16 protein-coding genes and 1 pseudogene are annotated in these 14,630 nt (G+C 35.1%); 12 read left to right on the top strand and 5 right to left on the bottom strand.

The features are described from left to right. Position 1: 1 nt before the first annotated feature. The gene (locus CD003_RS09525) at positions 2-838 is read left to right on the top strand and encodes a sulfurtransferase (RefSeq protein WP_096202313.1); all 837 of its coding nucleotides are present in this window, start codon (positions 2-4) and stop codon (positions 836-838) included. A 102-nt stretch (positions 839-940) separates the two neighbouring features. Here the strand turns inward: CD003_RS09525 and CD003_RS09520 are convergent, their stop codons facing one another. Then, complete coding sequence (locus CD003_RS09520; protein WP_096200890.1) at positions 941-1,570, bottom strand: trimeric intracellular cation channel family protein; 630 nt, start codon at positions 1,568-1,570, stop codon at positions 941-943. Positions 1,571-1,851: 281 nt separating this feature from the next. Between CD003_RS09520 and CD003_RS22290 the strand changes: the two genes are divergently transcribed. Beyond that, positions 1,852-1,980: a hypothetical protein gene (locus tag CD003_RS22290; RefSeq protein ID WP_257008289.1), complete on the top strand. Its 129-nt coding sequence runs from the start codon at positions 1,852-1,854 to the stop codon at positions 1,978-1,980. Positions 1,981-2,059: 79 nt separating this feature from the next. Here the strand turns inward: CD003_RS22290 and CD003_RS09515 are convergent, their stop codons facing one another. After that, entirely contained in the window at positions 2,060-2,251 is a 192-nt protein-coding gene (locus CD003_RS09515) for a hypothetical protein (protein ID WP_096200889.1), read from the bottom strand. A 289-nt stretch (positions 2,252-2,540) separates the two neighbouring features. Between CD003_RS09515 and ilvA the strand changes: the two genes are divergently transcribed. The 4 genes and pseudogenes from ilvA (at position 2,541) to CD003_RS22650 (ending at position 6,445) form a co-directional block, all read left to right on the top strand. After that, entirely contained in the window at positions 2,541-3,788 is a 1,248-nt protein-coding gene (gene ilvA / locus CD003_RS09510; protein ID WP_096200888.1) for a threonine ammonia-lyase IlvA, read from the top strand. Positions 3,789-3,952: 164 nt separating this feature from the next. Then, positions 3,953-4,867 carry a chemotaxis protein gene (locus CD003_RS09505; RefSeq protein ID WP_096200887.1) on the top strand — a complete coding sequence of 305 codons (915 nt, stop codon included), beginning with the start codon at positions 3,953-3,955 and terminating at the stop codon, positions 4,865-4,867. Between the two features lie 234 nt (positions 4,868-5,101). Beyond that, a pseudogene (locus CD003_RS22655) lies at positions 5,102-5,677 on the top strand (protoglobin domain-containing protein); the annotation flags it as partial. Between the two features lie 69 nt (positions 5,678-5,746). Then, positions 5,747-6,445 carry a methyl-accepting chemotaxis protein gene (locus CD003_RS22650; RefSeq protein WP_373558566.1) on the top strand — a complete coding sequence of 233 codons (699 nt, stop codon included), beginning with the start codon at positions 5,747-5,749 and terminating at the stop codon, positions 6,443-6,445. A gap of 361 nt (positions 6,446-6,806) precedes the next feature. Here the strand turns inward: CD003_RS22650 and hcp are convergent, their stop codons facing one another. Further along, positions 6,807-8,099, bottom strand: a complete 1,293-nt coding sequence (gene hcp, locus CD003_RS09495) for a hydroxylamine reductase (RefSeq protein ID WP_096200885.1) — start codon at positions 8,097-8,099, stop codon at positions 6,807-6,809. A gap of 349 nt (positions 8,100-8,448) precedes the next feature. On the opposite strand from hcp, the gene CD003_RS09490 reads away from it, so the two are divergent. Then, positions 8,449-9,078 (top strand): YitT family protein, encoded by a 630-nt coding sequence (locus CD003_RS09490; RefSeq protein WP_096200884.1) that lies wholly within the window; start codon positions 8,449-8,451, stop codon positions 9,076-9,078. A 70-nt stretch (positions 9,079-9,148) separates the two neighbouring features. Here CD003_RS09490 and CD003_RS09485 read toward each other — a convergent pair whose 3' ends face one another. Next, complete coding sequence (locus tag CD003_RS09485) at positions 9,149-9,838, bottom strand: C40 family peptidase (protein WP_096200883.1); 690 nt, start codon at positions 9,836-9,838, stop codon at positions 9,149-9,151. Positions 9,839-10,024: 186 nt separating this feature from the next. Between CD003_RS09485 and rnz the strand changes: the two genes are divergently transcribed. Beyond that, the gene (rnz, locus tag CD003_RS09480) at positions 10,025-10,981 is read left to right on the top strand and encodes a ribonuclease Z (protein WP_096200882.1); all 957 of its coding nucleotides are present in this window, start codon (positions 10,025-10,027) and stop codon (positions 10,979-10,981) included. A 31-nt stretch (positions 10,982-11,012) separates the two neighbouring features. Next, positions 11,013-11,273 carry a DUF2524 family protein gene (locus CD003_RS09475; RefSeq protein WP_096200881.1) on the top strand — a complete coding sequence of 87 codons (261 nt, stop codon included), beginning with the start codon at positions 11,013-11,015 and terminating at the stop codon, positions 11,271-11,273. 89 nt (positions 11,274-11,362) lie between these two features. Here the strand turns inward: CD003_RS09475 and CD003_RS09470 are convergent, their stop codons facing one another. Next, a complete protein-coding gene (locus CD003_RS09470; RefSeq protein WP_096200880.1) occupies positions 11,363-11,446 on the bottom strand; it encodes a YjcZ family sporulation protein in 84 nt (27 codons plus the stop codon). A gap of 203 nt (positions 11,447-11,649) precedes the next feature. Here CD003_RS09470 and CD003_RS09465 point away from each other — a divergent pair, with 203 nt between their 5' ends. The 3 genes from CD003_RS09465 (at position 11,650) to CD003_RS09455 (ending at position 14,590) form a co-directional block, all read left to right on the top strand. Next, on the top strand, positions 11,650-12,186 hold the full coding sequence (locus CD003_RS09465) for a hydrolase (RefSeq protein ID WP_096200879.1): 537 nt from the start codon (positions 11,650-11,652) through the stop codon (positions 12,184-12,186). Between the two features lie 74 nt (positions 12,187-12,260). Then, a complete protein-coding gene (locus tag CD003_RS09460; protein WP_096200878.1) occupies positions 12,261-13,163 on the top strand; it encodes an AEC family transporter in 903 nt (300 codons plus the stop codon). A 242-nt stretch (positions 13,164-13,405) separates the two neighbouring features. Continuing rightward, on the top strand, positions 13,406-14,590 hold the full coding sequence (locus CD003_RS09455) for a pyridoxal-phosphate-dependent aminotransferase family protein (protein WP_096200877.1): 1,185 nt from the start codon (positions 13,406-13,408) through the stop codon (positions 14,588-14,590). Positions 14,591-14,630 lie beyond the last annotated feature (40 nt).

The following is a 14,630-nucleotide window of genomic DNA, read 5'->3' as shown; positions in this document are numbered from 1 at the left end:
AATATTAGTAGAGATGGATTGGTTAGACGAGCATTTGAATCAAGAGGATGTTAGGGTCATTGATTGTAATTTTAAATTAGGAAGTCCTCTTGCGGGATTCGAGCACTATATGAAGGAGCATTTGCCTAATGCCTTTTATTTTGATTTAGAAACCGACTTATCTGGTAAGGTGAGAAAGCATGGGGGAAGGCACCCATTACCTGATTTAGGAGACTTGAGTGAAAAGCTATCAGCAGCTGGTATTGATGAATCAGTAACAGTTGTTGCCTATGATAATCAAGCAGGAGCATTTGCCTCTAGATTTTGGTGGTTATTACGCTACTTAGGTCATGAAAAGGTATATATATTAAATGGGGGCTTACAGCATTGGAAGAATAAAGGTCTTCCGGTCACAAACGAGATACCTCATGTGGACAAAAGGAGATTCAATGTTAATGTCCAGGAACAAATGCTTACAGTTGCTAATGAGATTAAGGAAAAAATCATCGGGAATGAAGGAATTCAGCTCTTGGATTCAAGAGAGGAAAAGCGCTATAAGGGAATAGAAGAGACTGTAGACAAGGTAGCAGGTCATATTCCTGGAGCGGCACATTGTTATTGGAAAGATAATCTTCAGGAAAATGGCTATTGGAAATCAAATAGTGAATTAAAGGAGAGGTTTACTGAACTTACAGATGATAGGGAAATTATCGTTTATTGTGGTTCAGGTGTAACTGCATGTCCAAACATTGTTGCTTTGATGGAGTCAGGTTTTTCTAATGTAAAATTATATCTAGGTAGTTGGAGCGACTGGATTACATATCCTGAAAACATAGAAAACATCCCTCAAGTAAAGTGAGGAATGTTCCAGGCTCCTAATAAATAGATATTTTAGAGGCTGGGACAAAAGGACAAAAGGTACCTTTTGTCCCGGCTTCTTTTTGTATTTTTACTGTTTGGTCTAATCAAAACTATTAGTTGTATCAGTATTATATTTCAACTTACGATGTGGTAAGCGCCAATTGAGGAAAACGGAAAGCATTCGTAAAGCAACAATACTAACAAAAAGAATGGTGATTCCGAGTGCTGAAGTTACAAAGCCGAGCCCAATGACAAGACCTGCTAGCATCGCCCATGCAATATAAATTTCTTTTTGAAGAAAGAGCGGTTTCCTTCCTGCTAGTACATCTCGAATCATTCCACCACCTGTACCTGTTAAAGCAGCAGCTACAATAATGGCACTAAGAGGATGATTCATGTCAGTTGCATACAAAGCACCTTGAATAGCAAAGGCTGCTAGGCCAAGTGCATCAAAGAAAAGTCCCCATTTTAACCAATGATGTACCCATAATGATGGTAGTATAAATGCAATTGTCATAACTATAACCGCTATCACAAACAGATTTCCTTGATCCCACAATGCTGAGACGGGTACTCCTATTAATAAATTTCGAATTGCTCCCCCTCCAAAAGCGGTAACCAACCCTAAAATGTATACACCCATTAAATCATAATCTTCCTCCATTGCAACTATGACGCCACTGAGGGCAAAAGCAATTGTTCCGATGATGTTTAAAATGTCCCACGTCATAAAGTGAACTCCTGTCATAAAAAATCTACATATGAAAAATAAACCACAAAGGTTTTTTCGAAGTATTTGTCGAAATAACATGTGCGTGAATAATAATAACATGGTTTTTACCATTGATGAATTTTCAGATTATTAATTGAAGTTTTTCCATTTATCTAAAGGAAGGGAGAGGGAATAATGTGCAGTCAACAACAAGAAAAAGTTTATAATGAAGAACTCTTTCACTTGCTACAAGAGTAAGTCAGGTTGCTAGTGATAATCAGCAAGCTGCAGAATCTCGAATGAGGGATGCAGATATTGCTCGTTCAGTAATGGATTTACAAAAAACACAACTAATGCAACAAACCTATTTTGCTGTCCAACGCATGGGTATGGATATGGCGGGTATGAGTGTAAATATGCTTATGTAAAATTCAAAGAACGAGATAAACAAAAAATACTGAGCCGACGTGGCTCAGTATTTTTTATGTAGTAGAAGCTACTACCAACTTATCCATGATCTTTAACGTTAAGAAAAATCATGCCAATAAGAGTTACTACTGAAAATACAACTAAAATTGTATACAACATTCCTGAAGGCTCAGCGTGTGCAGCTTCTTCACCACCGCCACCTGCTGCAAATGCTGAAAGTGGTGCTAGCATTGCTAAAACTAGTGTTAAAAATGATAGCTTTTTGAACATGGTCAAACCCCCTTGCTCTTGTTAATTCACTTTAAATAGTAATACATGATAACAATCATGAGTACCAACATTTTCATTATAGTTTTCAAATTCATTTTTCGCAACAGTAATAGAGTCTCTAATAGGAGTAGTTTTAAACCTTTTTGTGAACAATATAGAATTTTGTAGGGGAAGAATAATACCTTTTATCTAAGTATTCGTTATGATAAGATATGAAAGTGATCAAAAAATCAGATATTTCAATAATATCAGTAGTCCTATAAGGGACAAGAGTGAAAGGATTAAGATAATGGCTAAAATACATATCGAAGACATCATCATTGCAAATCAAACATTAAAAGATGTGGTTGTACATACACCTTTACAAAAAAACCAAGTGCTTTCCGAACGTTATCAGTGCAATGTGTACTTAAAACGGGAAGACCTTCAAGTTGTTCGTTCCTTTAAAATAAGAGGGGCATATCATCAAATTAGTAGTCTTTCGAAAGACGAGTTGGAAAATGGCGTTGTTTGTGCGAGTGCTGGCAATCATGCACAGGGAGTTGCCTATTCATGTCAAACATTACAAATTAAAGGGAAAATATTTATGCCAACAACGACACCTCGTCAAAAGGTAGATCAGGTAAAGTTGTTTGGTAAAGAGTTTGTAGATGTTATTTTAACAGGAGATACATTTGACGATTCATTTAATGAAGCAATGAATTATTGTAATGAACACAGCATGGCTTTTATTCATCCTTTTGACCAAGAAAAAATCGTAGCAGGTCAAGGAACGGTTGGAATGGAGATCATGAATGATATCGAAGAACCAATCGACTACCTATTTTGTTCTATTGGTGGTGGTGGACTGATTTCTGGTGTTGGCACGTATATTAAGAGTATTAGTCCATCTACAAAAATTATCGGTGCAGAACCAAAAGGAGCACCTGCTATGAAAGAATCCATGGCAAAGGGCAAGGTTGTTACTCTTGATAAAATAGATAAGTTCGTTGACGGGGCTTCAGTAAAAAAAGTTGGAGAATTACCTTTTGAAATTAGTCAGAGCGTAGTAGATGATATCATCTTAGTGCCTGAAGGGAAAATTTGTACAACAATTTTGGAGCTATATAATCAGAATGCGATTGTCGCAGAGCCAGCTGGTGCGATGCCAATATCTGCTTTAGATTTTTATAAAGACGACATAAAAGGAAAGACAGTTGTTTGCATCGTAAGTGGTGGAAACAATGATATTGGTCGGATGCAGGAAATGAGAGAACGTTCTCTTATTTATGAGGGGCTTCAACATTACTTTATCATTCAGTTTCCTCAAAGAGCTGGGGCGCTTCGTGAGTTTATCCAAGATGTGTTAGGTCCTGAAGACGATATTACACGTTTCGAATATACTAAGAAAAATAATAAATCAAATGGACCAGCTCTAGTTGGAATTGAGTTAAAGTGTGATGAGCATTATCATCAATTAATTGAACGACTAGATAAAAAAGGTTTTGATTATAACGAAATTAATAAGAATGAAAATCTATTTAATTTATTAATCTAAGAAACAGCTTATAACTAGATAGTAAACAAGGTTAACTCACATGGAGGAATACGACCTGTTAGTTAACCTTTTTGCGATTCAATTTTTTAAAACTATAGTCGAAAAAGCAAAAAAATGGTATTCTAAAACTATGTTTAGATGTGTTTCTTTAAGGGGGACTCTTAATGACTGGAGATATTAGTAAAGGTATTTTATTAGAAAGTGGTACAAATGAGCTAGAGGTTATTGTATTTACTGTAGGAACGGGTATTTTTGGAATAAATGTTATAAAGGTTAGAGAAATTATTAATCCATTACCAATTACGAAAATGCCAAATAGTCATCCGAATATTGAGGGGATTCTTCGATTACGTGATGAAGTGTTACCAGTAGTTGATTTAGCCAAGTCACTAGGGTTTCCACCTAGTGAAAATCCTGAACAGGATAAGCTGATTGTAGCTGAATTAAATCAAATGAAGGTTGCCTTCCATGTGCATTCTGTCTCACGTATTCATAGAATTTCATGGGAACAAATTGAAAAGCCAACTGATTTATCACAAGGATTACAAGGTTCAACAATTGGTGTTGTTAAAATGGATGATCAAATGATTCTGCTAGTAGACTATGAGAAAATAGTTGTGGATATTAGCCCTGAATCAGGGATTAATGTAGGACAACTTAAAACTCTTGGGAAAAGAGACAGAAGTAATAAGAAAATCGTGGCAGCTGAAGATTCAGCAATCCTAAGAAAACTATTAGAAGATACCTTATCTGAAGCTGGATATAAAGATGTTCGGTTCTTTGATGATGGAAGAGCAGCATGGGACTATTTAGAATCACTTGCATCAAACGATAGTATTAATCTAAAAGACCATGTAGAAATTGTTATTACTGATTTAGAAATGCCTAAGATGGATGGACATCATCTAACAAAGCGTATTAAAGAGAATAGTAGACTCGGTGCACTACCTGTTATTATTTTCTCATCATTAATTACTGATGATTTACAGCATAAAGGAAATGTTGTAGGAGCTGATGCTCAAGTCAGTAAGCCGGAAATTGTAAAATTAGTTGAAGTTATTGATGACTTAATTCTATAAATTAATTTACTAAAGTTTGTAATTTTATAAGATAACGTTGAAAGACACTGATACTAGGTTTTGTGAAAAAACTTTCTGTATTGGTGTCTTTTTGTTGGTTATCGTTATAATCTGATAACGTTATTTATTCCTAACAAATCATAGGTTGAGCACTATTAAAATTCGACAGGATCAGATATAATTATTATAAATATAAAAGAGAATGAATTTTTAGAACTATAAACGGTTTTGAATATGAGAGGGGATTTCACCTTGGGTAAATTGGGTTTTTTTAGAAGTAAAGTAAATGGACATAGTGTCCATCGTGAAAGTTTAATAGAAAGAAGTCAAGCTCACAAAAATTCTGTAAAGTTAAAAGTTACACCAAATTCTGACTTAGATAAGCAAATTCAGATGAGTACATTAACTATTGAAGATTTAGCGATTGTAAAGGAATTAAAGCCGGTTATAGAAGAGAATGTATTATCACTTGTTGATAGATTTTATGAGCGACTCGCCTTATCACCAGTGTTAGTGAAGATTATTAAAGATAATTCGACAGTAGAACGACTTCAAGGTACACTACGTACTCATTTAGTTGAAATGTTTGAAGGGGTAATCGACGAGAAATTTATAGAAACAAGAATTAGAATTGCGAAGGCTCATGTTCGAATAGGTTTAGAGCAAAAATGGTATATTTGTGCATATCAAGACTTACTTAATGGCTTTGTAAAAATAATTGAAAACCACTTGCAAGCACCAGAAGATATATTGATTGCTTTTAAGGCTGTAACAAAGCTAATTAGTTTTGAGCAACAACTCGTGCTAGAAGCATATGACGCAGAAATTATACAGCTACGCGAAGCAGAAGAGCAAACAAAGAATGAAGTAAAACTATTAATGGATGACACGTCAACTAGTTTAGCAGCACTTGCAGAAGAGACGAATGCATCGATTGAAGAAGTAACTGCACAAACAGAAGAGGTAGCAAATAAGTCACGTCAAGGTACAGAATTGGCTGGGCAAACGGAAGAACGTGCACAAACAGGAAACCAACAAATCGAGTGGTTAAGCAAAAATATTAAAGATATTCAAATTACAACGAAAGAAATGACAAAAAACATAAAAGAGTTTGAGCAGACAGCTAATCAAATTAAAGATATCGTGACGATTGTACAATCCATAGCAAATGAAACGAACTTACTTGCATTAAATGCAGCGATTGAAGCAGCTAGAGCTGGTGAACACGGGAAAGGCTTTGCTGTTGTAGCAGAAGAAGTACGTAAGCTTTCTGAACAAACGAATGAATCAGTTGAAGGTGTAAAACGCCTTATTGAAAAAACGAACCTTCAAATTGCGAAAAACAATGAAAGCATTACAAAAGTAGATAATTACGTTGAGCAAAGTAACCAAAATATGAAGGTTACTGAAGAATCATTTGTAGAAATCTTATCCCAAATGAAAGATACTAGAAACAAAAATGCTGAAATTCAAAGTGATCTTGAGGCATTTACTGAAATCATTAATGAAATTGCTCAAGCATCCCAAAAAATTGCATCGGTTTCTGATGATTTATTACAAACAACAAAACAATGGTAGTAATATTGAGTGTATGTAGTAGATAAAAATACTACATACGCTCTTTTTGTATTATTTACTATTAAATATACTAGTATCCTATAACGAGGGTTAATGATAGGTGCTAGTATAGTGAAATACTCTCTACTTCCTATAATAGGAAGTTGTTTTTATGTTGGGGAAGGGTTGCTTGGACAAGCATTGAAAAACCCGGACAGTATGTATTGGTATTGAAAATAACGAACTAAAATATTTGAAGTGGTACTAGTAGTTCTTTGAAGACACAAAAAAGTAAAGCACTTCCCTCTTAGTAGCAGAAGTGCTTTATAAAGTTATCCATCAGTGGAGGGGGGGTTCACACTGATGGATAATGGATATCAAATTAGTTTAGAGAAAGCATGTCATTCATATCTTCTTCAACAGTGCTAATTAATTGAAGGTTAAAGGCATCTTGTAATACTCCTAATACGCCTGGAGTAATCCACTCGGGAGGTTTAGGTCCGATTCGAACATCTTTAATTCCTAAGCTGAACAATCCAAGAAGGATGGCAACTGCCTTTTGCTCAAACCAAGATAAAACGATACTAACAGGTAATTCATTAACCTCACAGCCAAATGCGTCAGCTAATGCTAAAGCAATTTTTACAGTAGAAACAGAGTTGTTACACTGACCGAGATCAATATAGCGTGGGATGCCTGTATCAGCAACTGTTCCAAAGTCATGGTCATTAAATCTGAATTTACCACATGATGTTGTCATGATTACTGTATCGTTTGGTAATGATGTTGCTAAGTCACGGTAATATTCTCCTCCTGGACCAGGTGCATCACAACCTGCAATAACGAAGAATCTTTTGATTTTTCCTTCTTTTACTGCACTAATGATTTCTGGGGCGATACCAATGACTGTTTCATGATGGAAGCCAGTCGTTAAGATTTGGTCGCTTTCCATATCAGCATCTGGTAAAGAAAGTGCTTTATCAATTAAAGGACTGAAGTCTTCCCCTTGAATTTTTTGTACACCTTCTAAGCCGGCTACTTCATAAGAGAAGAAGCGGTCTGCGTAACTTCCTTTTATTGGCATTACACAGTTTGTTGTCGCAAGAATAGCCCCTTGGAATTTTTCAAATAAACGACGTTGGTCAAACCATGCTTTACCGATGTTTCCTTTTAGATGTGAGTATTTCTTCAGCGCAGGGTAACCATGAGCTGGAAGCATTTCTGAGTGAGTATAGATATTAATTCCTTTGCCTTCTGTTTGCTTTAGTAACTCTTCAAGGGCGAATAAATTATGTCCAGTAACAATGATTGCTTTTCCTTCAACCTTGTTTTGTGTAACAGTTACAGGTTCAGGAATACCTAGTTTTGAAGTATGAGCTTTGTCTAATAGTTCCATTACTTTAACAGCAGAAGAACCTACTTTTAGTGCCATATCAATATGTTCTTGCATATTAAAGTTTGAATTTGTAAGTGTTAGATATAATGCTTCATGTGTAATAGCATCTACATCTGGGTCTGTATATCCAAGTTGTTTTGCGTGAGTTGCATATGCAGCAATTCCTTTTAAGGCAAAAACAATCGTATCTTGTAAACTTGCAATATCTTCATTCTTTCCACAAACTCCAACAATTTGACAGCCCCCTGTTGGTGTTTGCTCACATTGGTGACAGAACATAATATCCCCTCCGGATAAGTTAATTTAATTATTTCTCTATTTGTATCTTATCCTTTTCGTTATGGGTGTTCAGTGATAAAAATCACATAAAGAATGAAATCTCAGAAGTTTTTTCCTGAGTTTTATGTTATCAAGTGATAAGATGTTTTATTATGAAAAAGTTGTAGTATCTAGATTTGTATAAAAAATTGTATATACACTTTTGAACTTTAAAGGAAATGAATAAATATAAGCCGTTTTTTCAGAATTTTCAAATGAATAAAAATACAGCTATATGCATTGACGATTTCCTTTTTTTCCATTATTGTTAAGTGTGGAATAATGTTTTGGACGGAGGTGGAATACGTTGTTGGATGTTGCGAAGCGAGTCTTTTTAATTATGGTTGGTTTATTACTAACTGCATTAGGGCTACATATTCTTTATATTTATGATTTAACTTTTGGTGGTACAGCGGGTATAGCAACTGCATTAACGAACTCTACCGAGATATCTTGGAGTATTTGGTTTTTCATTGTGAACCTACCTTTCTTTATTATTTCATTTAAAAGTCTAGGAAAATGGTTTACGTTTTATAGTTTGCTAGCGATTACAGCTATTTCAATCATTGGAGAACTGTTACTAGTTATTCAAAGTACAGCACTTCCTATTTTAATGGCGACAATTATTGCTGGTTTGTTAATTGGGATTGGTGTTACCTTTGTACTGAACAATGGCTCTTCTATTGGAGGAATTCATATATTGGCCCTTTATCTAGATCAGAAGTTAAAAATTAATCGCGGGGTCACGATTTTTGTGATTGACTTTATAATTATTTTAACTGCGATACAGATGGTTGGTTGGCAAAATGGGTTATTATCTATTTTAGCGATTATGATTCCAAGTTACATTATAGGTCGTTACAAAAAGAACCCTATGAAAACAACAACTGAACATGTTGAAAGCCGAGAAAGAGAAAAAGAAATGACATTGTCAAAATAGATGAAAAAGAAGTCACAGAAGGAGAAGGTCTCCCTTTGTGACTTCTTTTTGTTAAGTATGTTGTTACCTCTTATAATCGTTTTGCTCCGATAAAACGAGGTCCCCAGTAGCTTGAATCCATATTGCTTATTGTCACACCTGTGGAAGACCCAGAATGAATGAATGTCTGATTTCCTAAGTATATTCCAACATGAGATGGTCCTAACTTATAAGTTGAAAAAAATACTAAATCACCCTTCTTGAGCGAAGAAACAGAGCCAGCGGTTTTCCAAATATCACTAACCTTTCTTGGAACACTTTTCCCGTGTTCTTTAAAGACATATTGAAGAAAGCCACTACAATCGAATCCGCTAGGCGAGGTGCCCCCCCATCTATATGGACTTCCTTTTAAGTTTTTCGCTGTATCAATCACATTTCGAGAAATTGATTGATCTGATTCTCGTTCATTATCATATGAAGTGTTCTCTGTTGTAGTCGTTTCATATGATGTAGTTTTTTGTTCTGATGAGAAGCTTTCCTTTTCTTGATCACTAAGTATTTGCCCAATCGTTTCCGCTCCAGCAATACCATCAACTTTGAGGTTGTGAGCTTGCTGGTACAAGATAACAGCTTTTCTAGTTCCTGAACCAAAGAAACCATCGATCTCAGTAACGTATCCAGGTTCGGGATTATTGGTTAATGCTTCCGGTGTAGAAGTAATACCAGAGAGAACTACAGAAGATACAAGTAGTTTTGTGGCGGAATCTTTTAAAACACCCAATATTCATTTCTCCTCCTTGTTAATCTTAGTTGTTATGAATGATAGGGAACTTATTCAACATTCTTTAGTCACACTATGAACTTCCAAGTAATCTAGAACTGTTTGAAACCAGTTGACTTTTGATTGTAATATACGAAGTGATATACTAAACAGGATTGTTCAAAATTTGTTTTTGGAGGAAAAAGTGTGGAGATTCATTTTTTAGGTACTGGTGCTGGTGTGCCATCAACAAAAAGGAATGTCAGTTCAACGGTTATTCGTTTTTTACAACAAAATGGCCGAATTTGGATGTTTGATTGCGGAGAGGCAACACAACAGCAAATATTATCTTCTCCAATAAAATTGAGTAAGTTAGATAAAATATTTATTACTCACCTACATGGTGATCATATTTTCGGTTTACCAGGTTTGTTAGGAAGTCGATCTTTTCAAGGTGGAACAACGCCACTAACCATTTTCGGCCCTAAGGGGATTAAGGAATTTATTGAGACAACAATACGAATATCTAATACTCACCTTATGTATGAGTTATCAATTATTGAAATTGATGATAACCATGAAGGTGAGATCTTTTCGGATGGTGAGCTTACAGTAACAGTTTACTCGTTAGACCATGTAATGCCTTGCCTTGGCTATCGAATCATTGAAGCAGATAAACAAGGAGAATTAAATGTTGAAAAATTAAAGAAAGCTCGTGTTCAGCCTGGTCCTTTATATAAACAATTAAAAAATCGTGAAGTTATTACACTCGAAGATGGACGTATTATTAACGGAGCTGACTTTATTGGTCCGTCCATTCCAGGGAGAGTCGTTGCAATAGCTGGTGATACAAGAAAATGTGATGCAACGATGAGATTAGCAAATAATGCAGATGTGCTCATACATGAAGCTACCTTTTGTGTTGACGAAGCATCTTTAGCTTGTCAATTTGGACATGCCACAACGAAGGAAGCTGCTGAAATAGCAAAGAAAGCAAACGTATCTACTCTTATTTTGACTCATATTAGTTCTCGTTATCAAAATAAAGAATTGGAAATGGAAAAGGAAGCAAAATCCTTTTTTGAAAATACGTTTATTGCAGAAGATTTTTTTGTTTTCCATTTGAATATGAAGAATAAAGAGCAGAAGATAAACAAACATTAATACCATTCCGGTGCAACAAGGAGGTAATGGTATGGCTACTCATAAACAAATTATTGAATATATGCAAAAAGCAACTGAAACAATGGAGTTTGCTGAAGAGCAATTAATGGAATCGCATCGTGTGCAACAAGGAGACCCAGTTCAGTACTCCCAAGCTCAGCAAAGTCTTAATGAAATTGATGAGGAATTAGATAATATTTATCGAAGTGCAACTCCTGAACAAAAGGCTGACTTAGAGCGGTATAGGCAGCAAATTCGAGAGATTCAAAACCAAATGGTATTAAAAAGGTAAACAAGAAAAGCAAAGGCAATGCCTTTGCTTTTTAACTACTTAATTATGCAGTTGGCTATATAAATTTTTATTCCTAATCGCATTTAATTTTATACATAAGCCGTACCAATAACGATTAGTAAAATAAACAATACAACTAATAACGCAAAGCCACTGCGGTATTGGTGTGTCATTAAGTAACACTCCTTAAGTTGTTTAGTTAATCTTACTTACCTTACACACATACACTATGTAATGAGGGAATAGTTGTATAGGCATTTGCCATGTGTTTATAAATTATTTTTGAAAAGGATATTATCCCAATATATGTATGTCTCACTTTATAGAGTTTTAACATGTATTTATGATAAACTATTAATGGTCTGGGGGTTGTTTCATGTTAATTAAGGTGAATACTGCTTTAGTTGTTATTGACGTTCAAGGTAAATTAGCGCATATGATGCATGACAAAGAAAAATTTATTAAAAACGTACAGATTATGATTCAAGGTGCAAGAGCTATGAACTTACCTATAATCGTATTAGAGCAGTATCCGAAAGGGTTAGGAAAAACAATACCTGAGGTAGCTAGTTTATTAGAAGAAGAACCGATTGAAAAAATAAGCTTTGGAGCATGTCTAAATCAACAATTTATCGATTCGGTTCAAGCTTTAAATAGAAAACAGTTGCTTATTGTCGGAATGGAAGCTCATGTCTGTGTATATCAAACGGTTATGGGCTTGTTAGAGAATAATTTTGCTGTTGAGGTAGTAAGTGACGCGGTTTCTTCTAGAGTCTATGAAAATAAGCAAATTGGCTTACAAAGAATGCAAGATGGTGGAGCGAAGATAACTAGTACGGAAATGTGCTTATTCGAATTGATGAAAGTAGCGGAAGGAAAAATATTTAAAGATATTATTAAATTACTAAAATAGTTTAATACGTCATTCAATAAATGAAGTCGTATTGAGTATAGAAAAATACACAACAAAATAGAAGGATGACGTTTATGGGTATATTTATAGATGTAGTTTTACCAGTAATTTTAATATTTGTCGTCGGGTATGTTGTCCAAAAGTGGAAGAGAATGGACATTAAGTCAATATCAACAGTAGCGATATATATAATGACCCCCTGTTTAATTTTTAATGTGTTTTATGATGCAGTCTTAGATTTTAACTATTTGTATATGGTTATCTTTTCAATGGTCCTTCTTTATGGAATTATATTTATTAACAAATTGTATGTAAAAATAAAGAAATATGACCAGTCAACTGAAAGTGGATTAATCTTAAGTACGGCATTTATGAATTCAGGAAATTACGGGGCACCAATTATATTATTTGCCTATGGAGAATTAGGATTTGCGTATTCGATTTCTTTCATGGTTTTACAGGCAATTATTATGAATTTTTACGGAATTTATTATGCGGCAAGAGGGCAAGCTTCTGTATCCTATGCCTTCAAATCTGTTTTGAAAATGCCTGCTACTTATGCCGTAATTGTTGCTTTATTTATGAACCTCACTTCAGTCTCTGTACCAGCGAACTTTATGAGTGCAATTGATTTAGTTGCAGCTGCTACAATTCCTACGGTTATGTTGATCTTAGGGATGCAGCTAGCAGAGATTAAATGGAGTGGTTTTGATTGGGGTAAGATTACGTATGGTACGGTAACAAGGCTAGTGATTTCTCCTATATTAGCATTTATTATTATACTTTTATCACCGTTTGAATTGGACCCAGTATTAGTAAATGTATTAATTGTCTCAGCTGCTATGCCGGCTGCAGCGACCACGACGATGTATGCAGTCCAATTTAATTCCGAGCCTAAATTAGTTTCTAGTATCACACTCGTAACTACTGCGATAAGTGTTCTTACGATAACACTCTTATTAACAGTTCTACAATAAAATTGAATTAAACTATAAAGTCGTTGATGAGGATAATATCATTAACGTCTTTATTTTGGTTTATTGGGCAATTGTTTGTGCTAAATAAATAGAATAGATATAGTTAGCAAAATTCAATATTCTATAAACAAAATTAAAGAAAATGTAATTGTAGAAAAACAGGATTTTTTCTGTTTTTGTGGAATTCTAACAGTAGTTATGGAAATTTTTATGTAGAAAATATTTTAGGGAGAGTGAATTACATGGTAAAAGAGTTAACACCACCAGAAAGAGTATTAATGGGTCCAGGTCCGAGCGATGTTCACCCACGAGTATTAAAGGCGATGTCTACACCGTTATTAGGTCATTTAGATCCTGCTTTTTTAGAGCTGATGAATGAAACAATGGGGTTATTACGTGAAGTGTACCAAACGGATAACCAATTAACTATTCCAATGAGTGGAACAGGTAGTGCGGGTATGGAAACGTTATTTGTTAATTTAGTAGAGCCAGGTGACAAGGTTATTGTCGGGGTTAATGGATTATTTGGTATGAGAATGGCGGACGTAGCTGGTCGTTGTGGGGCAACAGTTATTGAAGTAAGAGCTCCTTGGGGAGAAATTATTCCTGCTAGTGCAATTGAAGAAGCTTTAAAAGAAAACACTGATACTAAGCTTGTTGCTGTTGTTCATGCAGAAACATCTACAGGTGTTCGTCAGCCATTAGCGGAAATTAGCAAAATTGTACATAATTATGATGCTTTATTTGTTTGTGATATGGTTACATCTTTAGGTGGTTGTCCAACTGATATTGATGCTAATAAGGTGGATGCGGCTTATAGTGGAACTCAAAAATGTTTAAGTGCACCTCCAGGACTTGCTCCTGTAACAATGAGTAGTCGTGCTGTTGATGTAATTATGAATCGTAAAACAAAAGTTCAAAGTTGGTACTTAGATTTATCAATGATTCAAGGGTATTGGGGGGATGAGCGTTCGTATCACCATACAGCTCCAATTACGATGGTCTACTCAATACGTGAATCGTTAAGAATGATTGTTGACGAAGGAGTTGAAAATGTCTTTAATCGTCATAAGCTTTATGGAGAAGCTCTTCATAATGGGTTAGAGGCAATGGGCCTGTCTCTATTAGTAGATAAGGAGTATCGCTTACACCAATTAACATCTGTTTGTATTCCAGATGGAGTAGATGATGTGGCAGTTCGTAAACGATTACTTGAAAAATATGGTCTTGAAATTGGTGGCGGCTTAGGAGAATTGAAAGGAAAAGTGTGGAGAATCGGCTTGATGGGGTATAATGCACAACAAAATCGAGTAAGTCTTGCGCTAGCTGCACTTGAAGATGTACTACAAGAACAAGGATTTAAGTTTCAGCCAGGAGCTGCACTTGCAGCAGCGAATCAAACGTTAAAGACAAAATCATACGTATAAAGTAAAAAATAGTGAGAAATTTCTATTTAGAGCATAAAGG

Source organism: Bacillus sp. FJAT-45350 (genome assembly GCF_002335805.1).
Taxonomy (GTDB): domain Bacteria; phylum Bacillota; class Bacilli; order Bacillales; family NISU01; genus FJAT-45350.
This window is presented reverse-complemented; position numbering and strand designations above follow the sequence as displayed.